Source organism: Legionella busanensis (assembly GCF_900461525.1).
GTDB lineage: Bacteria > Pseudomonadota > Gammaproteobacteria > Legionellales > Legionellaceae > Legionella_C > Legionella_C busanensis.
On record NZ_UGOD01000001.1, the window covers coordinates 2,898,221 to 2,922,181 of the forward strand.

Here is a 23,961-nt window from a genome sequence, read left to right on the forward strand (position 1 = left end):
TCTTCTCTTGCAAAAATAGGACAGGTGTAATTTACAAAAAAGCTTTTACAACAAATCCTGATTCATCATTCATCTTAATTCTCGCCTTTCCTAACCAAAAAAAGCATACTTCATGAATTATTTTTTCTGAATTCTTTTCTAAAATCCAAGCTTCAACTTCCTGATAAATCTTATTGTCTATATCCTTCTCATCTTGTTGTAGAAAAAAAGCAATTAACCATTTCATCTTTATACTACCTTGAGGCGGCAATTGGATAGAGGTAGCTTCAACTTGCTTTTCAAATGGAATAGCTAGGTTAATTAACGCTGACTCTATATTATCCGCAGTATAAAATTGTTCATTTTGATTTCCTATATAAAATTTAAAACGCGATTGAATCTCATAAATTCCATGTTGTCCTCTAAATACAATTAAACCTGATTCTCCACAATCAGCAATTTTCTTAACTATATAAAGTAGATCGTAAGACCAATAAAGACATTGCGAAGCGATTACCCAATCAAAATATTTTCCGTTAGGATTTTGATTAAAATAATTCTCAGCAGTACCAATAAAGGTAGTAGTTTGAACGGGGATATTAAAGTGATTTTTCTCATACTTTAGGGCAGCGTCACAACTTGGCTCTACACCAGTTAAAGTAACTTGTGGTGGTATTCTATCTTCATAGGCAGCAATTATTTTTTTTATTAATGCGCCATCGTGACAACCTATATCTAAAATATCTAGAGCCTGTTTAGTTGGGAAGAAACGAGTATACATTAGCTCAATAAGAAGGGATTTTTCACTTGCATTTGCAAAATAGGTTTTAAAAAATTCATTGCTATCATACATTGCCATTTTATCTTCCTATGACTTAGATTTAATATAAATAAAAATGATTGGGCGACCGTAACCAATTGCTATCAGGGTAATAAGTATCTAAGGTTTCAATAAATTGAAAAGACAGGGCTTTGCGAGAATAACTTGAATTATTCACTGGACTGCAATGAATAAAATTACCATGGAATAATAATGCATCCCCTGCTTTAACTTCTAGAGGGGTATAATAATAATTTTCTGCTTCAAAATCCGGTATATATACATCATTAAGTTGCTCAAATTGTCTGGTTTTAGCTCGGAGATTGACACGTGAAACCCACTTTAAAGGCCAGTTATTACTACCCATAATGCCATACATACAAGCATTTTCTATACAAGCATCTTCTAGTGCTAACCATAAAACAACAACTGAAGTAGGCTCAGTATAAGCAAACGTTGATTCCTGATGTGGTCTAACTTCACTGCCTGCACCATGAGGATACTTAGGAATATAAACGCTTAAATGACAAATTGGTCGTTTAAATCCTATTCCATGTAATATTGTCGCTAACATAGGGTGGCGATAAACTATCCGCTGCATCGTTGCATATTTTTCTATGAGATGCATACCATGCCCAATTCGATTAACTACTCTTTTGTTATTTAGGATTTCGTAAAATATATGTCCTGTACAGTTGGATGATTGAAAATAAGGTTCAGTAACATATTCTTTTAGCTCTAAATTTGGCTTTAATGGATCTTTTGAATAAAAACAAATAATTTCATTATTCCAATTTTGTGCAATATCTAATTCTGCATCATGTTGAATGATTTCAATTTCATTTAATAATTGGGTTAACACCATCTGATTAATATAATCTTTGAGAATAATAATGCCATTTTTCTTATAATTGTTGATTACTTGACCCATATTAGCTTGCAGATCATCAAAGCTATATTTCTTTAATCTACTTGAGGTAGTCTTTTTCACTTGCAGCCCTTGCTAAATAGTTACAAACGGACAGATAACTTTTATATCTAGATCAGGATGTTTTTTTCGCAGGACGGTGTAATTTAATGGGGTAATTATAATTTCTGTAGATGCGCTAGCTTCTGCACTAATAAGATGACCACCAAAGAGCTGAAAATTAGCATCGCCTAAAGCTGCATGAATGTGTATGAATAGACCCGTATCGACCAATGTTAAATTGCCAGTCAAAGATGCAATTTCATAAGTATCTTGAAATAATTTTTTAAAATGCTGTTGCGTGTCACGATGATAATAACTGATTATAACATTAGATAAAGCGCCAAGCCCGCTGATAATGGCAGATTTTAAATCAGCATAGGAGGCATAATTCATTATACTTTGAAATAAATCATCACCTTCTTTTAGACTTAAGATCAAAGGGAAATTTTCTTGTTTAGGCATAGTAATAGCTCCTATTGTATATACAATAAAAGCCATCACCAAAAGTTTAATTATAGGTTCAGTCAGGATGACTTAAAGAGTACCGAACCCTAAAACTTTCTTGACTGAAATTAAAGCAATTTCAATTACGTATGTCAAGATTTGTAACTAACCTATAAATCTTTGTTAAATATTATTTAAAAACCCGATTTTTTTCTTTTGTCCATTTTTATGACTTGCAAACGCTTTTAATTCAGCTTCATTTAATTCATCCTTATGTTTATACAAACCACCGCCTGTTGGAGGAACAGAAACTAGTCTAGGCATTTTATTTTCTTTATCATCTTGTTGAGAATGAGAAATAGATATTAAACCAATAATATAATTATCCTCTTCTGTGAGCGCCCATGCAGCAAGAGGAAAAACCACTAAACTATCTTGTTTGTCCTGATATTCAACATAATACCAATCAGTAGCTGGAATAATTTGCTTATACATAAAAATACTCAACGTTAAATAAATTATAAGGTTTGATTATAAGCCAATGATAAAATGGAAATGCAGGTAAATGATAGATAATTATCATTCAAATTTTACCGATTAGATTCAATTACAGTTTTATTAGCACCTATATAAGCACCTACTATTATGATATCAAATACCAATATATTCATTCCTTATTAACTTATTAAATTCTTCAAAAAAAACTTTCAGATCTAACCATTAGTAATTTGTTTTAAGTACCTTTAGACAGCACAGTTTCTACGCTAGTTAAATTGATTTCTCAAGTTTACTAAAGAAATGTCATTTCCATCTGCTATGGAAATGACATTTCTTTCAATTTAGCTAAACTTTAAAAACAGCTTATGAATTATAAATTCTTTACATTTAGAGTTATGCTCGTTTTAGTAAGAAAATGAGTTCGAAGTATCATGGTTGTACGAACTCGTATCATGGCTATACGAACTTGTATCATTATGAGAGTAACTTGCATTATTATGCGCACTCGTGTCATTAAAAAACGAGGAATGTCCGTAAGATGAACCTGTATCGTACACAGCATGGTGCGCTTGAGAATTCATATCATTTTGGTAAGCATGATCGTATGTAGATATAGGATGATGAGAAGAAGGCTCAGGAACTGTCGGATTGTGAGTATGGTATCCATGAGTAGGCGTATTTGTTTCGAAAACATTGAAGGGTAATAAGGTATTAGGATCATTATTTACATGATTATCTGGGTGACTATGATACCCATGATGATGACCTTCTGGATGACATAAGATATTATCACTTGAATGAGTTTGGTCAGGAGGACAATTATCCTGATTAGTTAACAACATCTGCATATAGGCTGCATCTGCCATTAGTCTGAGCATATTAGATGTATTGCCGGATGATGCAGGCGCGCGATACGGGGTCGGCTTGGGTAATGACGTTACGTTTATCACATTCGTTTTAGTTTGCGATTTGCTACTTTTAATTTCCTCTTCATACGCCTGTATCTTCATAGCGCATGTTGAATGACCGAATAGGCGATGATATTTTTTGTCTTTCAAAGGGGAAGACTTAGCAACTTGCAAAAGATACAAAGCTTTACTGTTGTCATGTTGTATAACATATAATTTCGCAAGACGAATTATATCATCTGTAAGATGTCGCATATGCGGCTTGGCCATATCGTTTTTAATGAGTTGCTGTTCTTGGAGGGACAATTTTGCTGCTAAGTCCGTTAGAGCTTTTTGAATTTCTTGCTTTAAAGCTGTAAAATCTTTTTGTGGTTTCATTATGAAGTTCCTTTTTAAAAAACAAGGCATTAAAAACTTATTTCCAACAAAATACAATTAATTTTTTGTGTTCTGATATAGCTTAAATACAGTAATAAAAATACTTATGAATAAAGCTTAATTACGCTGCGTCAGATCAAGGTGTTATTTGTTAAACATCCGTACTTTTTTACTTGCTCTAACTATGCCCCTTTGTCCATCTGGATTTCTGAACCGACTTATTTAATTGTTTTTTTATGAAATTTGCTAGCATCTTTTCTAAAAGATCCAAGTATTTAATAACTTCATTTATTAGATTTCCTGTATCCGTTTATGCTACCTTAATAGAAAAGAACATTCTTATTCCTATGAATAACTGGATTATAAAAAATACTTTATTAACCTTACTAACGACCTATTCAGTCTTAGGTTTTACTGAACCCCACCGAGCTAGCGTCTCTAAAGAAGAAGTCGATGGAACATTTGTTATGCCTCTTTCTGCCCCACATCAAGATGTCGCTAATACATTGACTGTTCAGGCTCTAGGAAGTGGAAAACTTAAAATTTCCTTTAATCTAATTTATCCTTATGAGGCCAATGGTGAACTACAGGCCAATACAGGTGAGCTATCTGGAGTAGCTAATATTAAAGGAGATACCGCCGTTTATTCGTCTTCAGAATATGGACCTTGTACAATTACTATTACTTTTATCAAACCAGGTAAATTAACAGTTAATCAAGAAGGAGCTGACTTCGATTGCGGTTTTGGCCATAATGTTTATGCCAATGGAACTTATTTTAAAAAACAAAAGTAAACCGAATGTGACTTGATCGAAATGAAGGATGGTTATGCTTTACAGTAATACCTTGAGCAACTTAAATTCAATGTCTTTTCTGCCCAATATTTTCTATAGAGTCTTGTAGAATTTCACTATAACTTTCTTTATTTGATTGATTCTGCGAAATAAAATCCTTTTACAGCCAACTAACAAATTTTATATAAGCTCTGGTAATTAAACACATCTAATTTATTTGCTAAGCAAACATAGCCTTAATATAGTGAAGCATAATCAAGACTACATCTGCTTTCTTAGCAACTACTCTTAAATTTCAGTATTTTAAGATTACCTTTTTATAACAAGCCCAATCAAAATACATCCAGCGCTGGCGTATGGCGGGCGTCATGAATATCACCTTGCCAAAATATATGGCTATAAGTAGCTTCAAAAGTTACGTATGGATTTACTAGTATATCTATGCCACCAGCGACAACTGGCCGATAGGAATGCTCGTGAAATCGTGCGCCATTGCTTAAGTGAAAATCAGTATTTACATAAGCGGCTCCCGCCTTAGCAAAAATACTTGCCTTCTCAAATGGTTGATAAGAAAGCTTACCTAGCAAATCTATCGAATAAGTATTTCCTTTCATTTTCACATGACTTTGATTACCGGATTGAAAAACCGTTGTAATATGTTAAATAAGATCACTATAAAGCCCTACTCCAGCCTCAATAGCTAGAAGTAGATTGAATTCATATCCAACCATTAAGCGCCCTGCAGGACCATCATTAGATTTATCATGAACTGGAGTAATAACAAAACTATCGAATTGATTAGAGCCTGCGCCACCATTTTTAAAACTTTGATTCCCATACCCAGCTTGACCACCCCAATAAAATGCAGAAGGGGAGGAAATAATACCATCACAAAAAGCATTCTGAATAAAACTGAAAACACTTAAAATAGCTAACCATTTGAGACTTTTAATTTTTAACATAACTTTATTATTTTAATTAGTTAGGCAAGGCGAGGATAATTAAAAAAATTGGAAGAAAGTCAATATTAACAAAGACAAAGATAAATTTTACACTATTTAAGTATACTTGAATCGCTATTTTTCAATTCCGCAAGCTCTAGAATTATTCCATCTGGGCCCTCAAAGTAAATGAGCTTTCTATCATTAAAATCTAATATATCGCTAAGTATTTTGATATTATTGCGTTGTAATTTTTTAATTAATTTTTCAATATTATCTACTGCAAAACACAAGTGATTATATCCGTACTTCTAACCGATGAATATTACTATCCATTTTTGGTTTTGGATTATAAAAATGTAGTAGTTGAATTTCAAAATGGGGTTTTGCTTCCTTATCACCATAATATAAAACTAAAGTTACATGATCAGCCTTTACATTAGGAATATTCATATATTTTGCAAACGGTTCATTTTCAATGATGGTTGTATGAGTTTGCACAAAACCTAATATTTTGAAGAGATTAATAGCACTTGATAAATCACTCACTACAACAGTAATATGATCGGCATTCTTAATCATTATATTATCCCTTTTATAATAAAGCGGACCCTAAGCACTTAATTAATGTGCAGCTAATATAATTTATAGCTTATTTATAATTAATATTAAAAATAAGAACGAAGCAAAAGTAGCCTTGATGAAGCATAGCGTAATCAAGGAATTAGCAACAAAATTGAATTTATTAAAATAATATTTATTTAATGGCTAAATACCTACTATCCTTAAATAACCTTGATGATCTGCGCGAGCTTAAACCTAGGTAGGTTAATTTTCTACTAAGTTTTTAGTGCTTAAATAGTTGTATTTCCTTTTTGCAAAATAAGGTATAACTATTTCTAATATTACAGCGATATATCCAGAAACAGACAAAGCATAAACATACATATTTTGGGAAAATAAAGATAAAATTAACGGTGGAGTAAAAGTAGCGATACCTACCCAAAAACGTTTTTTGGCTTTCATTACATCCACTAGAAAATCAAATACGCCTAATGAGACACAAACAAATGATCCAAATAAAGCCACAACCTGAAATGTTGACAATAATTCCGACATCACTGTTGAGTTTAAATAAAATTTTAAACTTTGATTAAAAGCTAGCAATTGATTATTGCTTGCATAAATACTTAATAAACCATGTTCGCCTTCACTAGGAATCAAAGTGTAGATAGTGTAAAGCCATGAGATATATACAATTAAAACAAGCGTTGTGCTTGTAATTAACATCCATTGAAATAAATTTCTATTACCGCGTCCATAATATGAAACGAGACTAGGAATAATAAATTGATAACCAAATGAGTTCACAATAACCATAAGTAATGCGAAGGCGCCTGTTGGACCTCCGACTATCTTTGTAGACACAGAACCTGTTGCATAGCTAGTACCAAAAATAATAGCAATTCCTAATAGACATAATTTAAAGCTAACTAACACAACATTGAGGCGTACAATAGTTTTGGCGCTAATAATAACGATGGTACCCAATATAATGACGCAACTGAGACTAATATTAAAATGCGATAATAAAGGATGAGGCCAAGTTAAATGACTCATAATTAACGAAGTACAACCAGAAATATAAGAAGATAAGGAAAAATAAAGTAGCCATAAAAAAAGAGTAACCGTAATAAGTTGCATCTTATTGCCCAAGTATTTTCCGACAATACTATAATAAGAATTATATTTTTCAGGACAGCTTAACGTTAAGTCCAAAATATATAATCCTGTTTTAGTCATAACTAACCAGGAAACAAGAATAAAAATCAAAGTAGGTAAAAATCCATAATTAGCAGAGACAATCGGAATAGCAAGAATTCCACCACCAATAATCGCACCAATGATAAGAAAAGTGCCACTTAAAAAGCGTAACATGAATTACCTCTTAGAAAGATAGAAACGATAAGCTTCTAACCGAAACGCTTTTGCAATCGAACAAGCAAAATAATAATTTTATCTTCGCTTAAGTCATTCACCTAAATAAGCTAAAGCTATTTAAACATAAGCATTTCACGCTAATCATATGGTCTAAATTTTAACACACAAAACTTATTAATCAACATAAATATACAGTTTTTAGCTTAATTAATGAATTAATATTTAATTAAATTGAATAAATATTAAAAATTACTTTTATTAGTACTTCTTATCACTGCACTTAAAAATAGTAATCTTGCTTATTATGAAAAATTGAGGAATATTAAAAATTGCGGTAATTTGCTCCATATATGATTAAATGAAAATTAGGGGTAAGAAACCCCCTAATTTTTTTTATAATCACTTAACTCACTTATTTTATAATTACTGAATATCTTATGCCTTTCGATAACCCGGAAGCGCATTGAGAATATAATACATAGCCATATGTACCATTTTTTCCAGGTAATGTGTTGTCGGTAAATGTTAAAGAAGTTCCTTTCCAGAGAAAAACATCTTTATAGTTATTAACTTGATAGTTCACTATCGGCTGAGAATTTTGCGGGGCATCCCAACTTAAAGTAATGGCCTTTTTATTAGAACTTACTTTAGATTTTATATTGGTAGGTGGTAAACAATCATTTGTAGGTGGCGTTTTTGAACAATACAACATGTGCTGAGAAAATTCATATATTTTACTTTGTGCATTAGCCCCACTACATTTACTATTGGCTTTTGTATCGCTGCAAGGCCTATCGCGACCTAAAGACCACATCGACAGCCAAGCAATACCGTGCTCTTGTGCAAACCTATTAAGTGTATCTGTATTAGCTAAAGTAAATAATTCACCGGGAATATCATTAACACCAATCATGGGTGTTAGAGCAATACTTTGCCATATTTCTGCTGCTGATTTTTGCGGATAAATCGTTTTTAAATAATTAAATGTATTTGTTGCTGCCTGCATAGCATAAACTGCCATATCGCCAGTGTAAGCAGCACCATAATCCATGACCATAATATTAACCACATAATTTAAATTGGCTTTTGTTGCTTCAGAAATCACCTGTTTTCCTAAAGAACCTAGTCCGCCAGGCATCACTGGTAAAGTGAAACTAATTTTTAGATTTGGATTATTAATAGTGATAGTCTTTAACGCCGTTATAACTTTTGAAACATTTACTGAGCTGGTTTCAATATCAAAATCCAAACCACTAGGCTGATAGATATTAATAATATTTTGATAGATAGAAATTAATTGGGAAACGGAGCATTTATTAGATAAATCCCGCGGGTCAGCTCCGCCAAAAGAAATATTATATTGAATACCTGATTTGCGCATATTAGCCATTAACTGCTGGCCCCAACCTGATGCAACTGAATTATTGCCACTCCAAATTGGATCACATACGCCATTATCTTTTATAAAAGCTAAGTTAAAACTCCTAATACCTGTTTGTTGTGATACTTTAACTAAATCCTGTGGTTCGTTCCCATTCATATTGCTTGACATTTGCTGATAAGGAGAAAATAAAACGCATTCATTAGGAGCATCAGCTACTGAAGCAAAAGTATAAAATAAAGCACTTAAGCCCAAAAGATATTTTTTCATTATTGATTCCTTTCTTTTTATTAATTCACAGCTTTCCGATAATAAATTAACTTAAACAAACGAATAGCACCATAAAATGTACAATATTGTTCTAGATTGTTATTTAATTTCTCTTTACAATAGTATTAGAAGCATTTTTTACTCACGGGAAATAATTTATAGCTAAAAATAATTGCTCTAAAATTAACTTTATTTCTTTTTAAAAATGTTTAATATACGCGCCAAATGTATATGGAATGTTTTTAATTATGATTAAGTTTATTGAAAAACTTTTAACAACGACCGCCGAATCTTTTGACGGAGCCTTAGAAGGAATTCCGCCACATCAAATAGCTTTAGGGATAGCAGCCTTATATTTTATTTATAATCAATATCATAACCCTTGGCTGATGCGCGCTTTCCGCACTCGTAACAATAAAACATCGACTCAAAAAATTATTGATGCTGTTTACGATGTACTCAAGCATTTACCGCCAGTACAAGCACTTAAAGATGAGGAGCTTAATAAAAATTTAGAATCTACTCGTAGAAAATTAACAGAACAACGTGCTGACATGAATTTGCAAGATCACATACCTTCAGACAGCGTTCCTGTAGAAGCTATCTTAAGTGAATTTAATATTGCTATAGATAAATGCGCTTTTAAATTTAAAACCCTAAACAGAGAAGATAGAGAAAAACAATTTATTGTAGAACGAGCGGATGGTAAGGACTCCGGCGCTTTATATGCTGTTCACTCACAAGAACTTACTGAGTTGTTAAAAGAAGTCTATGCAAAAACAGCATTAACTAATCCTATGCATGATAAGTGGCCACGTATTAATGCAATGCAAGCCGAGGTGATTAGTTGGTGTCAGAATTTATTTCATGGCTCAGATGAAGGCTATGGTTTAATCACACATGGCGGTACAACCAGTATAATTGAAGCAATGGCTGCCTATGTAATTAAAGCTAGAGCCAATGGTATTACTCATCCAGAAATTGTTGTTCCAGAAACAGCTCATGCAGCATTTAAAAAAGCAGCCAATTTAACCGGTGCTACTTTAGTAATTGTGCCCGTGGATAAAAAAACAGGCGCTGTAAATGCTAAAACCATGAGCTCTTATATTTCCACTAACACAGCGGTTATTGTGGGTTCAGCCCCCTCCTTTATGAATGGTATCAATGACCCTATTAAAGATTTAGGTAAATTAGCAGAGCGAAAAAAAATACCCTTTCATGTGGACGCTTGCTTAGGTGGTTTCTTAACTGCTTTCTTAGATACATCCGCTGAACCAATGGACTTTAGAGTACCTGGCGTCACCTCTATTTCTGCTGATCTACATAAATATGGATATTGCCCCAAAGGAACTTCGATTTGTTTGTTTAGCAAAAGTTCACCTGCCTTATCAGTCTATGCTGCTTTAAATTGGCCGGGTGGCCTATATGCAACGCCTGGTATTTTAGATGGTTCAGTAAGCGGTGCTCGGGTAGCAGAAATTTATACAGTTTTATCTTATTACAGTAAAAAACGCTTCAAAGAAATTGCTGAGCGTATTATTGAATTAAGACAAAGTATCCAAGATCAATTAATAGACGCTTATAGAAAGAATGAATTAAATAAAGATGATATTTCAATTTACGGTAATCCAAAATGGTCGGTACTAGGCTTTCGTTCCAAAAATTTAAATCCTCATTTAATTGCTGATGAATTAGAAAAAGCGGGATGGAAATTAAATCTGCTACAAAATCCAGCCGGTTTTCATTTTTGCTTAACACACGTTCATACCTTAATAGAAAATTTTGAAACCCAGTTTATTTCTGATCTAAAAAAGGCCATTGCTGCAGTTAAAAATTACCCTGCTGATAAAAAACCTGATGGCAATGTTAAGGTTTATGGCGCAGTAGGAATGATGCCGACAGAAGTACAGGAAGAAGTTTGTATTCAGTACCAAAAAGCACGGCTACAAATTAAGCCTAGTCAAAGTGGGCTATTTCGAGTTAAGACTTCTTCTATAACTAATATGCCTAGCGGGCCTCAAAATGAGGATGGTATGGGATCCCGCCAAACTGCAGAATTCTAAACTGTTAATCTGTCATTAAAAAAAATAGGTATTGCAGGATTTTATCTGTGTGTTAAATAGTTTTTGACTCTCCTCTTATTTATATACACTTTACGCACAGTAAGCCTGCCTTACTATAAAAGCTGCACTTATAAAATAAAATCTAACCTATTAATACGAAAAGCACTTATTTCTTTGTCTAAAACTTTAATTTTGAGGCCGAGCAGGCACCGCTATTAGTTGATTTATAAATTTTTAAATTTAGATCATTTGAGCAATAAAGTTGATGTAATCCTAGCGCCCCTGTTTAACTCAAGAACTGAAGTCAAATCACATTAATTATCTAAGGAGTTAGTAACTTATAATTTTTCAAGTGCAGAAAAACACTATGTCAAATAATCGACAATAAAATAAATCTCTACTAAATTATCTGTTAAGGCCTTTATATCAATTTTGCTAAGTAAAGTACTCAATAAATCTGATATAAAAGAGGGTTCTTTTCAACTCTCTATATAAAAATTCAAATTATTTAAGGAGAAATTATGACTCCAGAGATAAAAACGATGATACTCTTTCAAAACCTAAAACCAGGTATTCCTGATTCATCTTTAGTTAAAGACTTTAGAGAGAAGTGCATTAATAAGGAAGAAAAAGAAGATAAAGTTGAGCAGCAAAGAGGACAACTCCTTAATAATTTTCCACCCATACTTGTTTTCCGTAGTAAAAAACAAGAAAAAAATTTTTATGAAGAGGAGGCAGAAAGAATGTGCGACTTCTGCTGCGCCGGTGTTGCTGATGAAGGAAATAAATTATCACCTCAAGACAACTACAAACTTTCAATAGGCAGCGGTAGACTCTATGAAGGCAGTGCAGATTCTATAAGAATGCAAGTACAAGAAGATATTCGCAAAGAACCGTTTGGTAGTCCTAAGCAAGAACGAGGTCTTAAGGGCCTTAAAGAATTCAATAACCTTGTTAAGCAAGTGGAACAACAAAATTTAACAAGTTCTTCAAATCAAGAATGTAAAACCTCAATTCCGAATCCATTTGAAATTATACCTAGGCCCGAGAAAGATTAATATAATATTGAAAATAACTTCTATAAATTTAGCAATCGTAGGTTGGGCCACTCGGCCCAACATTTATTCCTAACCATCATTTGAATCTTAGTAGGTCAGCCGGGTCTATGCCCCGACAATAAAAACTATTCACCAAAGCGATTATCTGCTCGCAATGTATGAAACCATACCCAATCATTGGTAACAATTCCTCTTTGAATGTATTAGTGTATGCTAGAATACCCTTATCAAGCTATGTCCAGTGCGAAAAAACTACCATCGATAGAACTAAAAGCTTAATATAGAATATAGTGCTCTCATTGTTATATATCCTTTTATCTTGCCTCATCCCTATCTTTTTAAAGATAAGGATTTTGAGTAAGAAAAAATAATTAAATGTATTCTACAAGGTGTCAAATAATGGTTTTCAAGCGAGTAGGATTTGCATGCAAATACATGGATTTTAATCAAAATCAAAGCGCCAAAACTTTAAAAGAAATACAACAAAATTTTTCGGAAAAAACAACTACTATTAAATGGCTTGAGTCGAAAAGCAAGGATGAAGCGGAAAAAAAATTATGGGAAATTATCACCCATAATACACGCTCTGTTTACAATCTTATTAATTACGTGGGAAATTTAGTTCCCGAGCAACGGATGGTTCGAATTGGTAGTGATCAATTACCTGCCTTTACTCATCCAAAATTTAAGTATTTCTGGCAACAAGTAGATGTTTTGACTTTTCTAGAAGAAAAATTTCGTATTGCTGGTGATTTGGCTCGCCGATTAGATGTCCGCCTCAGTATGCACCCTGGACAATTTGTGGTCCTTGCTAGTACTACACCTGATATTGTTGAGCGCAGCATTGCTGAATTTGAATACCATGCCAATTTAATTAGATGGATGGGATACGGTAAAACATTCCAGGATTTTAAATGCAATGTCCATATTTCTGGTAAGCGAGGCCCTGAGGCCATTAAATTAATTTTAGGTCGGTTATCACCAGAAGCAAGAAACTCTATTACCATTGAAAATGATGAAATGTCATGGGGTCTTGACGCAAGCCTAGAGCTTGAAAAAGATTTAGCGCTAGTTTTAGATATTCATCACCACTGGATAAAAACAGGTGAGTATATTCAGATCAATGATGATCGGATACGTCGCGTTATAGATAGCTGGCGTGGTGTTCGTCCCGTCATCCATTATTCGGTGTCACCAGAGCATGTATTAACTTCTCATGCAATCGATGTTCTTCCTGATTTAAATGAGCTACTGTCTAAAGGATATAATAAAAGTCAGCTCAGGCAGCATAGTAACATGATGTGGAATGACGCATGCAATGCCTGGGCAGGATCATTTAGGAAGGATTTTGATATTATGGTAGAAGCCAAAAATAAAAATTTAGCGAGTATTCCATTTGAAATAGCAACGCGGCATTTGATACTCTAAATTTAATTTTACTAGCTTTTCTTTTATCATTTTTATAGCCCTTCTACCAAGTGGTATACAAGCGTAGGTTGGGCCACTTGGCCCAACATTTAATCTTTGCCTATCATTCAGCTAACTTGTCCCATTTGTTATTGTTAACTATTAAGCAGGCTCAAATCGTTCAAGCAATTTAGTTTTTAGCACTTCTACCAATGCAGGATTAGCTTTTTTAGGACTACCAACGTCAAAAGGCGGTGCAGGATCATACTCAAGTCCCAATTGCAATGTCTCAGCGAGCGGTTGGCCTGCAAGTTTGGCAGTAAGAACCAAGGCCATATCAAGGCCCGCAGAAACACCTGCAGCGGTGATAATTTTATCATCCTCTACCACGCGATGTTCGATAGGTATTGCGCCCCAAGTTTTTAAGCGATCCATCACAGCCCAATGAGTAGTGGCACGTTTGCCAGATAAAATCCCTGCAGCACCTAAAATAAGGCTACCTGTGCAAACAGAGGTAGTCCATGCAGTAGTTGCATGGATTTGTCGAATCCATTCAAGAATATCAGGATAGTCACGCAAGGCTGGGGCTTTTCCACCCCCAGGAATCACTAATACATCTGCATGGGATACCTCGGATAGCCCATATTCGGTTTTTAAAACCAGCTCTGAAGAAGTATGAATCTCACCAGGAATTGCACTTACTCGTTTCACTATAGCACCAGGTATACGAGATAAAATTTCATGAGGACCTATTGCATCGAGTGCTGTCATACCTTCATAAAATAAAAATACGATCTGTATCATTTTTGTATCTCACTGTTATATATTACAATTTCTCATCATCACCTTTACAAGATGAGTTTTAAATTCACCCATACCAATTTTTTCCAGCCAAAGCGCTCATAATACTCAGGGAAAGCTCTAGGAACTTGCCTATTCAAGAACCAATATACCTTTCCTAACAAGAAACTGAATTATTTGATTACACGCAGACTCCAAAGATTGCTTACTGGTATCAAGCACTAAATCAGGGTTTTTTGGGGGAAAATAAGGATCGTCTACTCCTGTGAAATGCTCAATCAGCCCAATTTTTGCTTTGTGATACAGTCCTTTTACGTCTCTTTGCTTACAAATAGTTAATGGGGTAGAAAGGTAAATTTCACAATAATGTCCTTCTTTTTCAAGTTGCTGTCTAGCTTCTAATCGATGTTCTTCATAAGGTGCGATAACAGGACAAATCACAATTGCACCAGCTTGCATAAGAAGCGAAGCAACATACACAATACGTAATAGCTTTTCTCCTCGCTCTTCTTTTGAATACCCTAACTCTCTTGCTAAAATTTCTTTCGTTTGGTCGCTATCTAAGATAATTGTCGGACGTTTATCTACCGTCGATATTTTATCTTTTAACGCTAAAGCGAGCGTGCTTTTTCCTGAACTTGGGAGGCCGGTAAAAAGAATTGCTATAGGTTTTCTGCCACTCATGATTTAAAAGTCAACATTTTTAATACCACAGGGATTGCCAACAAAACAAAAAGTGTATTGGTAAACATGTTTATATTTCCTGGATAATGCATAGAGTTAAAAAGTGTCATTAGAAAAACTATAAAACTGATAAAAAACCCCATTAACGACAAACCGATAGGAACGGAAATGGATTTTGTTAATTCAATAATTTTTACCGTAATAGAAGGCGTTATAATGCCATAACCAATCATTTGAATAGCTCCTAAACCTAAAAAAATAAATAGAGTAAGGTGATGGGTCATAGCTGTAATCATAAAAAGAAAACCTGCGCAAAATTGCAAAAATAATCCGCAAAAAATAATAATATCTCCTTTCACTTTTTTTTGAAGAAAAAAAACAATTATTCGGCCAAAAGAAATAAAAAGGGCAACAAAAACACTTATTAGCCCAACAATAATAATATGAAAGTTATAAGTTTGATTTAATAAAAAGGGGGTATTAACAAAAAATATAATAAAACCTGCCGACGAAAAGCTAATCGCTATAATATGAGAAAGATATGGTGGTTTTTTTAGGACCGTGTAATAGCATTGAATACTATTTAATTTAGAGAAAGAAGATAAAGCCTTCCGATGCTTTACATTAAATGAATAATAACAATATATCCCTATAGACAAAGCTAATAAAAATAAAAAAGTCGATTTCCAACCAAACATGGACAGTAAAATCCCTGCTATTAACATACCCGTGGCAGGAGCAAGAGCAGCAAAAATACCCCTTATCACAATATATTTTTTATATTCTGGCGTTTCGCTTAAAAGATAACCCATCATGGTGGGTAACACGCCAATTGCCAATCCTTGAAGAAAACGGCCTAAAATTAATAGGTTTATACTGGTTGAAACAATGCAGAAGAGCAACCCTATTATTAAACATAAAAATGTAGCACCAAAAACCCTATTAATATTTGCTGGTTGAATAAAAAAACCTGATAGTAATTGTGAAACTGCTGAAGCCAAAAAATATATAGTGACACTTAATTTTAGAGTTTGATAGGAGACAACAGCAGGGAGTGATGCAAAGATCACTGGCAGTGCTATATTGTAGATGTCAACCGAAAAGCGTCCTAAATAGCGAATCCCAATGGATAAAATTAGAACCTCTTTGTGGGAAGATTCTTTTGCTTCATGCTTAACGTGCATATAAGACAGGATCAAATACTCCCGCCTCCTGAAACCCTTCTTTTCTCTCTCGACAACTATGACAAACGCCGCAAGCGCGATTATTTTTTTCAGGTTGATAGCAAGAAAGCGTTAATGAATAATCAAAGTCAAGTGCAAGCCCTTTTTTTACTATTTCACCTTTAGACATAGAATTAAAAGGAGCATGAATTTTAAAGCGCATTCCGGAAATACCAGCTTTAGTGCCATAATTCGCTGCCTTTTCAAAAGCATTCAAAAATTTCGGTGTGCAATCTGGATTATTTGCCCAATCAACGGTGGTAGCGCCGATAAAAATATCATAAGCATCAATTAATTCGCCCCATCCAATTGCAATAGCCAAAAAAATAGGATTATGAGAAGGAGCCTGAACAACTGGAAGAGTTTTGGATAAATAAGTCCTGGTTTTTCCATAATTATGATTGTTTAAAACGGTTCCTCCAAAAGCAGCCATATTAAAAGTAAAAATTTTATGCTCCTGAACACCAATATGTTCCGCCACTCTTTTAGCAGCCGCCAGCTCTCCTTGATGGGGCTGACCATAATCAAAAGAAATTGCATAACAGTCATAGTTTTTTGATTTTACAAGGGCAAGGCAAGTAGAAGAATCCATACCACCTGATAAAAGAACAATAACTCTTTTATTCAAATCTTTCTCCTCATTACGGCTTATCTAAATTAAGTTTAGTCTATTTGGTATTTTTTTATAATTATCCTCTAAACTCAAAGAAAAATGATAATTCCCCCGATATGTCTCCTAAAAGCATCTGCGGTATAATAGGTAACTGATGTCTTCGGAATAAATTAGTTAAAATGGCGTACTCGGATGGACTCTAACCTCCAACACCTTGGTTCGAAGCCAATGTTAACAATAATAAATATTAATAAAATCAGCAACTTGCGATGTAACAATTCTGCCAATTACTGCCTAGAACTGCATGAAACAACTATAGATATACTACAGTTTGTTACAACTCTGCTACATCATAATTTTAAATGAAACTCCCTTTATGCTGCTTAATGAGTTAATGACTATACCAGTTAATATGGAATTGATATTACAATCACAGTTTTCCGTCTATAGCTAAACCATTTACTAAAATTAAAGATAAATATGCACAACATAATAAGAGCAGAAAGTATTCAGCATAAAATTTACAATATTCGAGGCGTTGCAGTTATGCTTGATAGCGACCTTGCTCAGCTCTACGATGTTGAAACTAAAGTATTTAACCAAGCTGTTAAAAGAAACGAAGAGCGCTTTCCAGAAGCCTTCAGATTTCAATTAACTTCGGAAGAGCTTAATAGTTTGAGGTCACAATTTGTGACCTCAAACACTAGAGGTGGAAGGCGTTATTTGCCCTATGCTTTCACTGAGCAAGGGGTTGCCATGCTTTCAGCAGTTTTAAAGAGTCCTACAGCTATACAAATCAGTATTCAAATTATTAATGCCTTTGTTGAGATGCGCAAATTATTGCTGTCTAACGATATTTTATTCCAAAAGATTAATAATTTAGAAAAAAGACAAATTAACTATGAAGTGAAAACAGATGGGCGCTTTGAAAAAATATTTAGCGCTCTAGAAGATAATCAGCCTGAACACAAGCAAGGAATTTTTTATGATGGTCAAATATTTGATGCTTATGTTTTTATATCGCAATTAATTAAGAAAGCTAAAAAAGAAATTATTTTAATTGATAATTATATTGATGAATCGGTATTAACGCATTTATCAAAAGCTAATTCAGATGTAAAAATTACTATTCTTACAAAGACTATAAATAATAGGTTAAAACTTGATGTTGAAAAATATAATCAACAATATAGAAGTATCACTTTAAAATCGCTTGACTCAGCACATGATCGATTTTTAATAATTGACAAAGCCATATATCATATAGGCGCTTCTATCAAGGATCTGGGCAAAAAGTGGTTTGCCTTTTCTAAGCTAGATAATCAAAGTTTAGATTTATTAGAAAAGTTGAAAGTACTTATCTGAGCATAACCAGTAAGTACATGTTGTGAGCTAATAAGTTAATTTATTTTAGAGCAGCCAATTTATATTTATTATGATAGGCTCTCCCTCTAAGTATGAACAATGATGGTGCTACTGCACTTTATTACAAATCTGCTACATTTAACTCTGCTAATTTCCTTATAGTAAATTATTCATGTATGCTTTTTACTAGAGGGACAAACTTGATGCTCAGGATCCCACCAGAGAATTTTAAATATATTTCCGTCTCTAATACCCCAGACTCGCGCCCTTCCTGTAAATCTCATTGAAAATAACTCATCTAGATCATCCAACTTTATTTCTTCTAATCTCTTCTGAGCATTCTTGACGAGCTGACTTTTAAAAACATTATGACATCCGTTTGTTTTAAGAATAGCCCAATTAAGTCCTTCTTTTCCTTCGAACCCTTCTGTAATTAAGCTAAGCAACGCGTCTCTACAAATCAACTTAAATCCCCAGGGCCCTTCGCAATCAATCAGGGAGAAGCTCCAAACAACTTGACCGGCATCATCAGAAGAAAATTGTTTTCCTACGCGCGGCTCTCTCCTAGGCTTAGGTTCTTTACTAAATTTTGGTTTTTTAGATTTCTTCTTTGCCATGTTCTCATAACGATTCGTAATACTCTGCCATAGATTGCAGAGTTATCTCTTTATTTCCACGCTCATTTGCTGCTAATCCTTTACGAGCAGCAATAAGGTTCTTCCGAATGAGTTAAATCACTTAGCCACTGAGAAGATTTAGAACCATAGAAAGAAAGTACAGAGTCAATACTATCTTTTTCAGATTTATTCAAAGAATTCGAAGTAGCAAGCGTAGGTTGGGCCACGCGGCCCAACATCTACTCCAAATCCATACTTTCTACCGCTTCGGGCCTCTCAACACTCCAGGTTTTCGGTAGCTCACCTCTTTTAATGAATTGATGCAAGCTAGAATATGGCCAGTCTATTGCATGGGTAATATAACCATGTTTAACCGGATTGTAATGAATGTAATTGACATGATGGATATAATCCTGTTCATCTCTAATCAAATGCTCCCAAAATCTTCTTTGCCAGATACCTCGTTCTTTTTTATTTTTACGGCTTCGACTTATAGCCTCTGTAGACATGATTTGTTTTGAAAATTCACCTTTAATTAAATTTAAGCGTAGCGAATAATTGGAATCGCCTGCAGGCAGGGTCATGATTAGATGGAGATGATTGGGGAGGATGACTGCGGCATTAATTTTATAGGGATGGTTTTGTTTTACTTTTTGAAAAGAGCCTCTTAACGTATCTATTTCTTCGATCAATAGATTGCTTTTTCTATCCTTTAAATTCACTGTAAAAAAATAAGTGGCACCGCATACGTATGCTCGTCTGTATCGCATTGTTGGACTCTTTTTATTCCGTTGGGACTTGGAGTTTATGAAATGCGTGTTGGATTGACAAGTGTTTGTTGGGCCGGATGGCCCAACCTACGAGTTTATGTTAGATATTACCAAGTACTCTATTTAAAAATTGAGTCAATGTTGTTTTAAATTTATACCAATAAAATATTTAAAGAGCTATTTATGACACGTTTATGCCACAATTTAGGTAAAAACCAAGTACTCTAGAGTAGTAATTCAATTATAACCTGTTGATTTTAAAGGATAAAAATGGCGCGCTCGGAGGGACTCGAACCCCCGACACCTTGGTTCGAAGCCAAGTACTCTATCCAGCTGAGCTACGAGCGCAGTGAGGCGGTGTATAATTGGTGTATCAAATAATGGTGGGCCGTATAGGATTCGAACCTATGACACAAAGGTTAAAAGCCTTCTGCTCTACCACCTGAGCTAACGGCCCAATTTGGGTAATTCTAATTTCTTTGAGCTTATATCGCTATCTGCTAAGTTTATACGTCGCGTAAGCTTGCAAAGGTATAAGGTATCTATTATACCTTTCTTTACCTTAAGCGTTTACACCTGGTCTAGCGCTTAGTAGACAACACTACATAACCAAAAATGGTGGGCCGTATAGGATTCGAACCTATGACACAAAGGTTAAAAGCCTTCTGCTCTACCACCTGAGCTAACGGCCCAAAGAAGGATGTGATGATACCGGATTAAGCTAAAAATTCAAGTAGTTTGCTGAATTATTTCCTACTTCTTATAGGAAATTTTTATTTCATTAAAATTAAATTAGGCACTTTAAGCAGGGTAATAATTATTGCTCGTCTTAATCTGGTGCAATTCTAAGAGTTTTTTACCTTGAAAAAGGTCTTGGCTCGTTGCCAGCACTAGCCACTTCTCTTTCCTTAAATTATCAACTATGTTTTTTAACTTATGGCTTGATACAATTAATAATAAAATATCCATACCTAACGCGCCGCAACCTTTTGCGGCTAGAAAATTGTTATTGGTTTTAAATTGCTTAAGTAACTCTAAGGTAGTTGGCGCAACTAAATTTAACTCAGTAAGCGCTCGTTGATAAGCATCAATGGCGTTAATCAATTTTTCGCTATCACCTTCTTTAAAAGCATTTCCAGCTTGTTTTACAATAGGCTTAAGATTCTCAAAGCCTGGTAAAAGCGCTGCCGACTCTAAGTGAGCATGAGTAGCTAACTTATTGCCTGTATGTAATAAAATAAAAGCAATGTCTTTAAATATCCAATCAAAACAGGAAATGGTTTTATTAGAATTATCAATATAAACGCAGCCATGTTGACTTTGTGCTATGACATCATAACCGCTTGGTTTAACGCCCTGACCATGCCAAGCATATTGATAATAAGCCTTGAGTAAATTCTCACCTTTGGGTAGCTCGTCCTTTAAATAACAATCAGCTAAATAAGCACCAATAAATTGTGCACTTGAGGCACCTAGGCCACCCCTGCCGTGATAAGGATCAACCCAATCTAATTGATTTAAGGATCGACCCTGCTCGCACCAAAATCGGCCAGCAGGTGAATTAGAATGTATTAAAGAAGAAACACTTTCTTTAATCGTTAATTCAAAGTTGGGTTCAGTGGTAAGAAGAATTGCAGGCGCATCTATAAGCGCTGCATATTCACCTACCAAAAATGTCTTTGCCGGAATTTGCCATTTCATGGCGCAATGTTTGCTTGACGTAAAGACAATAAAAGCTCATTTGCATTAGCTAGGCTAATTCGTTTATTAATTAACAGTAAATGCTGTAGCCGTTCTTTTAATACAGGTATCTCTTGGTCAGTCGCACCTGCCACTAATAGTAAATTATCAATATGTAGCTTCATATGCCCTTTGATAATCCCCTCGGTACATAACGCTCTTAAAGCACCTAAATTTTGCACCAATCCGACTGCTGCAATAATACGGGATAAATGATTAGCTGATTTAATACCCATCATTTTTAAACATAATTTAGCCGTTGGATGCAATGCTGTTACGCCTCCTACTGTTCCGACAATAATAGGTGCTGTTAACTGGCCAACCAGTTGGCCTTGATTATAACGCCAACGTGTTATGGCTTGATAACGTCCTTCCCGTGCGGCGTAAGCATGTACACCTGCTTCTACAGCGCGCCAATCATTTCCTGTTGCAATTAAAACTGGATCAATGCCATTCATAACACCTTTATTATGGGTCGCAGCGCGATAAGGATCTTGCTCAGCAAAATAAGAAGCTTCTTCTAAACGCTTACCTAATTTAGGCTCAACATCATTAATAATAACTTGTGCTGTTGTAAGCTTCTGATCATTTAAATTCGATAAAATACACATAGTGACTTGCTCACCAGTGAGTTTTTCAATCGGCTCTTTCAAGTATTCTAAAACTTGATTAATAATATTAGCACCCATGGCATCGCAGCTATTCATCATTAAATGAATAATTGCCATATTCCCACCATCATCACGCAATAAATGGCGAAGCTTCAAATCACTTACGCCACCACCACGTCGAACCATGGTATATGCAACATCTTCATTCGCTTTTTCAATTAGAAATAGTTTATTTTTATTAAAAATATCAGAAAAACGAGCAAAATCTCTAACGTTAGCAAGTTGAATTTGACCTAAGATATTCTCACCCTCAACCCAAGTAGTGATGTTACCTCGCTGTCTTATCCACTTTGCCGTTTTAGATAAGGCAGCAATAATTGAGGTTTCTTCAACTGCTAATGGAATGACATAATCTTCATCATCAATACAAAAATTGGTAGCAACCCCTAGTGGCAGTTGAAAATAACCAATCACATTTTCAATTAGTTTATCTGCCAGTATCGTATCTTGCACGCCACCACGATTTAAGTAATTTAAATCTTCAACAGTTAGCGCACCTAATTGCACTAAACGTTCAAATCGTTCTTCTCGCGTTAACCGAGAAAATCCTTGAAATAATTTTCCTGCGTCTTTGCTTATAGGCATGCTTTCCCCTTTAAATCTGTAAGCACGCGACTACCAGTACAAAACATGGCAACCCGCAGTTCATATTCTATTGTAGTCATCAGCTTATAAACTTCTTCTGAATCGATTAATGCCGCCTCTAATATTGGCTTTGCAAAACCAGCCGTTGTAGCACCAAGAGCAAATAATTTTGCTGCATCTAATCCATGACGCACACCACCAGAGCCCCAAATTTCAAATTGAGGCTTAATTGAGACTGCATTCAATATACTTTTAATTGTTGTAATACCCCAATTTTTAAAGGTTTCCGCTACTTTTTCTTGTATTTTACCTTGAGAGCGGCAACCTTCAATACGGCCCCAATGGGTGCCACCTAATCCACTTACGTCAACCGCAGCTACTCCAATATCATTTAAGCGTTGTAAAGTACTTGCTGCGAAACCACAACCTGTTTCTTTTATAATGACTGGTAATTGAAAACGCTTTATAAGGGTCTCCAATTTTTGCCAACACCCTTTAAAAAACGGCGTTCCCTCAGGTTGGATAACCTCTTGCAAAGGATTACAGTGAATAATTAATCCATCAGCATGCAATACATCTGTTAATTGTTCTAGTTGGCTTAAGGAAACTTCTAATAGTTGAGCTATCCCTAAATTACTAAAGAGACTTACATTAGGAAAATCATGACGAAGCGAGTGCCATTCCTGTGCGGCTTCATTATCAAAGAGTTCCCGTCGCTGCGAACCAACACCCATAGCCCAATCGCTTTTTGCGCAAGCGGCAAGCAAGGTATAATTAATTGCTTTGGCTTTCTCATGCCCTGCCGTCATAGAACTTACCATAAAAGGTTTATTAATAGACTTGCCAAATCGAGTACTCGTTATAGATAAGTCATTAAAGTTAAGATCAGGTAGCGCCTCGTGTTGCAAGATAACTTGATCAAAGATATTTAACTCTGAAGCTTGATTAGCGGGTAATAAAGCTAGTTTAATGTGATCTTGTTTACGTTTTTCAAACTGACTAAAATTATCTTGCATGGCTTGCCAACAGATCTAAAAATG

26 protein-coding genes and 3 tRNA genes are annotated in these 23,961 nt (G+C 34.7%); 5 read left to right on the forward strand and 24 right to left on the reverse strand.

Annotated elements, in window-relative coordinates; all coding sequences use genetic code 11:
* Nucleotides 1–31 precede the first annotated feature (31 nt).
* The 5 genes from DYH30_RS12795 to DYH30_RS12815 all read right to left on the reverse strand — a co-directional run bounded on the left by DYH30_RS12795 (nt 32) and on the right by DYH30_RS12815 (nt 3,997).
* Entirely contained in the window at nt 32–838 is an 807-nt protein-coding gene (locus tag DYH30_RS12795; protein WP_115332030.1) for a class I SAM-dependent methyltransferase, read from the reverse strand.
* A 22-nt stretch (nt 839–860) separates the two neighbouring features.
* Nucleotides 861–1,790, reverse strand: a complete 930-nt coding sequence (locus tag DYH30_RS12800) for a phytanoyl-CoA dioxygenase family protein (protein WP_242604743.1) — start codon at nt 1,788–1,790, stop codon at nt 861–863.
* A 12-nt stretch (nt 1,791–1,802) separates the two neighbouring features.
* Nucleotides 1,803–2,231 carry a PPC domain-containing DNA-binding protein gene (locus tag DYH30_RS12805; RefSeq protein ID WP_115332031.1) on the reverse strand — a complete coding sequence of 143 codons (429 nt, stop codon included), beginning with the start codon at nt 2,229–2,231 and terminating at the stop codon, nt 1,803–1,805.
* Nucleotides 2,232–2,396: 165 nt separating this feature from the next.
* Nucleotides 2,397–2,708, reverse strand: a complete 312-nt coding sequence (locus tag DYH30_RS12810; RefSeq protein ID WP_176579741.1) for a methionyl-tRNA formyltransferase — start codon at nt 2,706–2,708, stop codon at nt 2,397–2,399.
* Between the two features lie 407 nt (nt 2,709–3,115).
* Nucleotides 3,116–3,997 carry a hypothetical protein gene (locus DYH30_RS12815; protein WP_115332032.1) on the reverse strand — a complete coding sequence of 294 codons (882 nt, stop codon included), beginning with the start codon at nt 3,995–3,997 and terminating at the stop codon, nt 3,116–3,118.
* Between the two features lie 347 nt (nt 3,998–4,344).
* On the opposite strand from DYH30_RS12815, the gene DYH30_RS12820 reads away from it, so the two are divergent.
* Entirely contained in the window at nt 4,345–4,791 is a 447-nt protein-coding gene (locus DYH30_RS12820) for a hypothetical protein (RefSeq protein ID WP_242604744.1), read from the forward strand.
* 332 nt (nt 4,792–5,123) lie between these two features.
* Here DYH30_RS12820 and DYH30_RS12825 read toward each other — a convergent pair whose 3' ends face one another.
* The 6 genes from DYH30_RS12825 to DYH30_RS12845 all read right to left on the reverse strand — a co-directional run bounded on the left by DYH30_RS12825 (nt 5,124) and on the right by DYH30_RS12845 (nt 9,324).
* Complete coding sequence (locus tag DYH30_RS12825) at nt 5,124–5,405, reverse strand: porin family protein (RefSeq protein WP_115332033.1); 282 nt, start codon at nt 5,403–5,405, stop codon at nt 5,124–5,126.
* 45 nt (nt 5,406–5,450) lie between these two features.
* The gene (locus tag DYH30_RS12830) at nt 5,451–5,753 is read right to left on the reverse strand and encodes a hypothetical protein (RefSeq protein WP_115332034.1); all 303 of its coding nucleotides are present in this window, start codon (nt 5,751–5,753) and stop codon (nt 5,451–5,453) included.
* 92 nt (nt 5,754–5,845) lie between these two features.
* The gene (locus tag DYH30_RS18715) at nt 5,846–6,025 is read right to left on the reverse strand and encodes a VOC family protein (RefSeq protein WP_207385791.1); all 180 of its coding nucleotides are present in this window, start codon (nt 6,023–6,025) and stop codon (nt 5,846–5,848) included.
* A gap of 4 nt (nt 6,026–6,029) precedes the next feature.
* Nucleotides 6,030–6,314 carry a VOC family protein gene (locus tag DYH30_RS18185; protein ID WP_207385792.1) on the reverse strand — a complete coding sequence of 95 codons (285 nt, stop codon included), beginning with the start codon at nt 6,312–6,314 and terminating at the stop codon, nt 6,030–6,032.
* Nucleotides 6,315–6,560: 246 nt separating this feature from the next.
* The gene (locus DYH30_RS12840) at nt 6,561–7,670 is read right to left on the reverse strand and encodes an aromatic amino acid transport family protein (protein WP_115332035.1); all 1,110 of its coding nucleotides are present in this window, start codon (nt 7,668–7,670) and stop codon (nt 6,561–6,563) included.
* 415 nt (nt 7,671–8,085) lie between these two features.
* Complete coding sequence (locus DYH30_RS12845; RefSeq protein WP_115332036.1) at nt 8,086–9,324, reverse strand: glycosyl hydrolase family 18 protein; 1,239 nt, start codon at nt 9,322–9,324, stop codon at nt 8,086–8,088.
* Nucleotides 9,325–9,572: 248 nt separating this feature from the next.
* Between DYH30_RS12845 and DYH30_RS12850 the strand changes: the two genes are divergently transcribed.
* From DYH30_RS12850 to DYH30_RS12860, 3 genes are all read left to right on the forward strand, one after another.
* On the forward strand, nt 9,573–11,387 hold the full coding sequence (locus DYH30_RS12850; protein ID WP_115332037.1) for a pyridoxal phosphate-dependent decarboxylase family protein: 1,815 nt from the start codon (nt 9,573–9,575) through the stop codon (nt 11,385–11,387).
* Nucleotides 11,388–11,908: 521 nt separating this feature from the next.
* The gene (locus tag DYH30_RS12855; protein WP_115332038.1) at nt 11,909–12,445 is read left to right on the forward strand and encodes a hypothetical protein; all 537 of its coding nucleotides are present in this window, start codon (nt 11,909–11,911) and stop codon (nt 12,443–12,445) included.
* 399 nt (nt 12,446–12,844) lie between these two features.
* Nucleotides 12,845–13,873 carry an apurinic/apyrimidinic endonuclease family protein gene (locus DYH30_RS12860; protein WP_160116215.1) on the forward strand — a complete coding sequence of 343 codons (1,029 nt, stop codon included), beginning with the start codon at nt 12,845–12,847 and terminating at the stop codon, nt 13,871–13,873.
* 141 nt (nt 13,874–14,014) lie between these two features.
* Here DYH30_RS12860 and DYH30_RS12865 read toward each other — a convergent pair whose 3' ends face one another.
* The 4 genes from DYH30_RS12865 to queC form a co-directional block, all read right to left on the reverse strand.
* Entirely contained in the window at nt 14,015–14,656 is a 642-nt protein-coding gene (locus DYH30_RS12865) for a DJ-1/PfpI family protein (protein WP_207385793.1), read from the reverse strand.
* 129 nt (nt 14,657–14,785) lie between these two features.
* Nucleotides 14,786–15,337, reverse strand: a complete 552-nt coding sequence (gene cysC, locus DYH30_RS12870) for an adenylyl-sulfate kinase (protein WP_115332040.1) — start codon at nt 15,335–15,337, stop codon at nt 14,786–14,788.
* Nucleotides 15,334–16,521, reverse strand: a complete 1,188-nt coding sequence (locus DYH30_RS12875; protein WP_115332041.1) for an MFS transporter — start codon at nt 16,519–16,521, stop codon at nt 15,334–15,336. The genes cysC and DYH30_RS12875 overlap by 4 nt, the downstream gene beginning before the upstream one ends.
* Nucleotides 16,511–17,188: a 7-cyano-7-deazaguanine synthase QueC gene (queC, locus tag DYH30_RS12880; protein WP_115332042.1), complete on the reverse strand. Its 678-nt coding sequence runs from the start codon at nt 17,186–17,188 to the stop codon at nt 16,511–16,513. The genes DYH30_RS12875 and queC overlap by 11 nt, the downstream gene beginning before the upstream one ends.
* A 465-nt stretch (nt 17,189–17,653) precedes the next feature.
* Between queC and DYH30_RS12885 the strand changes: the two genes are divergently transcribed.
* Nucleotides 17,654–18,538, forward strand: coding sequence for an ORF6N domain-containing protein (locus DYH30_RS12885; protein WP_174233268.1), 885 nt, complete (start codon nt 17,654–17,656; stop codon nt 18,536–18,538).
* A 170-nt stretch (nt 18,539–18,708) separates the two neighbouring features.
* Here the strand turns inward: DYH30_RS12885 and DYH30_RS12890 are convergent, their stop codons facing one another.
* The 9 genes from DYH30_RS12890 to fni form a co-directional block, all read right to left on the reverse strand.
* Nucleotides 18,709–19,155, reverse strand: a complete 447-nt coding sequence (locus DYH30_RS12890) for a hypothetical protein (protein WP_115332044.1) — start codon at nt 19,153–19,155, stop codon at nt 18,709–18,711.
* A gap of 80 nt (nt 19,156–19,235) precedes the next feature.
* Nucleotides 19,236–19,394 (reverse strand): Panacea domain-containing protein, encoded by a 159-nt coding sequence (locus tag DYH30_RS12895; RefSeq protein WP_115332045.1) that lies wholly within the window; start codon nt 19,392–19,394, stop codon nt 19,236–19,238.
* Nucleotides 19,395–19,925 (reverse strand): REP-associated tyrosine transposase, encoded by a 531-nt coding sequence (locus tag DYH30_RS12900; protein ID WP_115332046.1) that lies wholly within the window; start codon nt 19,923–19,925, stop codon nt 19,395–19,397.
* A gap of 271 nt (nt 19,926–20,196) precedes the next feature.
* Nucleotides 20,197–20,273 (reverse strand) — tRNA-Arg (locus tag DYH30_RS12905).
* A gap of 33 nt (nt 20,274–20,306) precedes the next feature.
* Nucleotides 20,307–20,382 (reverse strand) — tRNA-Lys (locus tag DYH30_RS12910).
* Nucleotides 20,383–20,541: 159 nt separating this feature from the next.
* Nucleotides 20,542–20,617, reverse strand: a tRNA-Lys gene (locus tag DYH30_RS12915).
* 109 nt (nt 20,618–20,726) lie between these two features.
* Nucleotides 20,727–21,626, reverse strand: a complete 900-nt coding sequence (locus tag DYH30_RS12920) for a mevalonate kinase family protein (protein ID WP_115332047.1) — start codon at nt 21,624–21,626, stop codon at nt 20,727–20,729.
* A complete protein-coding gene (locus tag DYH30_RS12925) occupies nt 21,623–22,921 on the reverse strand; it encodes a hydroxymethylglutaryl-CoA reductase, degradative (protein ID WP_115332048.1) in 1,299 nt (432 codons plus the stop codon). The genes DYH30_RS12920 and DYH30_RS12925 overlap by 4 nt, the downstream gene beginning before the upstream one ends.
* Entirely contained in the window at nt 22,912–23,937 is a 1,026-nt protein-coding gene (gene fni, locus DYH30_RS12930; RefSeq protein WP_115332049.1) for a type 2 isopentenyl-diphosphate Delta-isomerase, read from the reverse strand. The genes DYH30_RS12925 and fni overlap by 10 nt, the downstream gene beginning before the upstream one ends.
* Nucleotides 23,938–23,961 lie beyond the last annotated feature (24 nt).

What these genes read in the sequence shown, in the direction of transcription:
- DYH30_RS12795 (WP_115332030.1), bottom strand. Translation starts at nt 838, where the DNA reads ATGGCAATGTATGATAGCAATGAATTTTTTAAAACCTATTTTGCAAAT.
- DYH30_RS12805 (WP_115332031.1), bottom strand. Translation starts at nt 2,231, where the DNA reads ATGCCTAAACAAGAAAATTTCCCTTTGATCTTAAGTCTAAAAGAAGGT.
- DYH30_RS12810 (WP_176579741.1), bottom strand. Translation starts at nt 2,708, where the DNA reads ATGTATAAGCAAATTATTCCAGCTACTGATTGGTATTATGTTGAATAT.
- DYH30_RS12815 (WP_115332032.1), bottom strand. Translation starts at nt 3,997, where the DNA reads ATGAAACCACAAAAAGATTTTACAGCTTTAAAGCAAGAAATTCAAAAA.
- DYH30_RS12820 (WP_242604744.1), top strand. Translation starts at nt 4,345, where the DNA reads ATGAATAACTGGATTATAAAAAATACTTTATTAACCTTACTAACGACC.
- DYH30_RS12825 (WP_115332033.1), bottom strand. Translation starts at nt 5,405, where the DNA reads ATGAAAGGAAATACTTATTCGATAGATTTGCTAGGTAAGCTTTCTTAT.
- DYH30_RS12830 (WP_115332034.1), bottom strand. Translation starts at nt 5,753, where the DNA reads ATGTTAAAAATTAAAAGTCTCAAATGGTTAGCTATTTTAAGTGTTTTC.
- DYH30_RS18185 (WP_207385792.1), bottom strand. Translation starts at nt 6,314, where the DNA reads ATGATTAAGAATGCCGATCATATTACTGTTGTAGTGAGTGATTTATCA.
- DYH30_RS12840 (WP_115332035.1), bottom strand. Translation starts at nt 7,670, where the DNA reads ATGTTACGCTTTTTAAGTGGCACTTTTCTTATCATTGGTGCGATTATT.
- DYH30_RS12845 (WP_115332036.1), bottom strand. Translation starts at nt 9,324, where the DNA reads ATGAAAAAATATCTTTTGGGCTTAAGTGCTTTATTTTATACTTTTGCT.
- DYH30_RS12850 (WP_115332037.1), top strand. Translation starts at nt 9,573, where the DNA reads ATGATTAAGTTTATTGAAAAACTTTTAACAACGACCGCCGAATCTTTT.
- DYH30_RS12855 (WP_115332038.1), top strand. Translation starts at nt 11,909, where the DNA reads ATGACTCCAGAGATAAAAACGATGATACTCTTTCAAAACCTAAAACCA.
- DYH30_RS12860 (WP_160116215.1), top strand. Translation starts at nt 12,845, where the DNA reads ATGGTTTTCAAGCGAGTAGGATTTGCATGCAAATACATGGATTTTAAT.
- DYH30_RS12865 (WP_207385793.1), bottom strand. Translation starts at nt 14,656, where the DNA reads ATGATACAGATCGTATTTTTATTTTATGAAGGTATGACAGCACTCGAT.
- cysC (WP_115332040.1), bottom strand. Translation starts at nt 15,337, where the DNA reads ATGAGTGGCAGAAAACCTATAGCAATTCTTTTTACCGGCCTCCCAAGT.
- DYH30_RS12875 (WP_115332041.1), bottom strand. Translation starts at nt 16,521, where the DNA reads ATGCACGTTAAGCATGAAGCAAAAGAATCTTCCCACAAAGAGGTTCTA.
- DYH30_RS12885 (WP_174233268.1), top strand. Translation starts at nt 17,654, where the DNA reads ATGCACAACATAATAAGAGCAGAAAGTATTCAGCATAAAATTTACAAT.
- DYH30_RS12890 (WP_115332044.1), bottom strand. Translation starts at nt 19,155, where the DNA reads ATGGCAAAGAAGAAATCTAAAAAACCAAAATTTAGTAAAGAACCTAAG.
- DYH30_RS12895 (WP_115332045.1), bottom strand. Translation starts at nt 19,394, where the DNA reads ATGTTGGGCCGCGTGGCCCAACCTACGCTTGCTACTTCGAATTCTTTG.
- DYH30_RS12900 (WP_115332046.1), bottom strand. Translation starts at nt 19,925, where the DNA reads ATGCGATACAGACGAGCATACGTATGCGGTGCCACTTATTTTTTTACA.
- DYH30_RS12920 (WP_115332047.1), bottom strand. Translation starts at nt 21,626, where the DNA reads ATGAAATGGCAAATTCCGGCAAAGACATTTTTGGTAGGTGAATATGCA.
- DYH30_RS12925 (WP_115332048.1), bottom strand. Translation starts at nt 22,921, where the DNA reads ATGCCTATAAGCAAAGACGCAGGAAAATTATTTCAAGGATTTTCTCGG.
- fni (WP_115332049.1), bottom strand. Translation starts at nt 23,937, where the DNA reads ATGCAAGATAATTTTAGTCAGTTTGAAAAACGTAAACAAGATCACATT.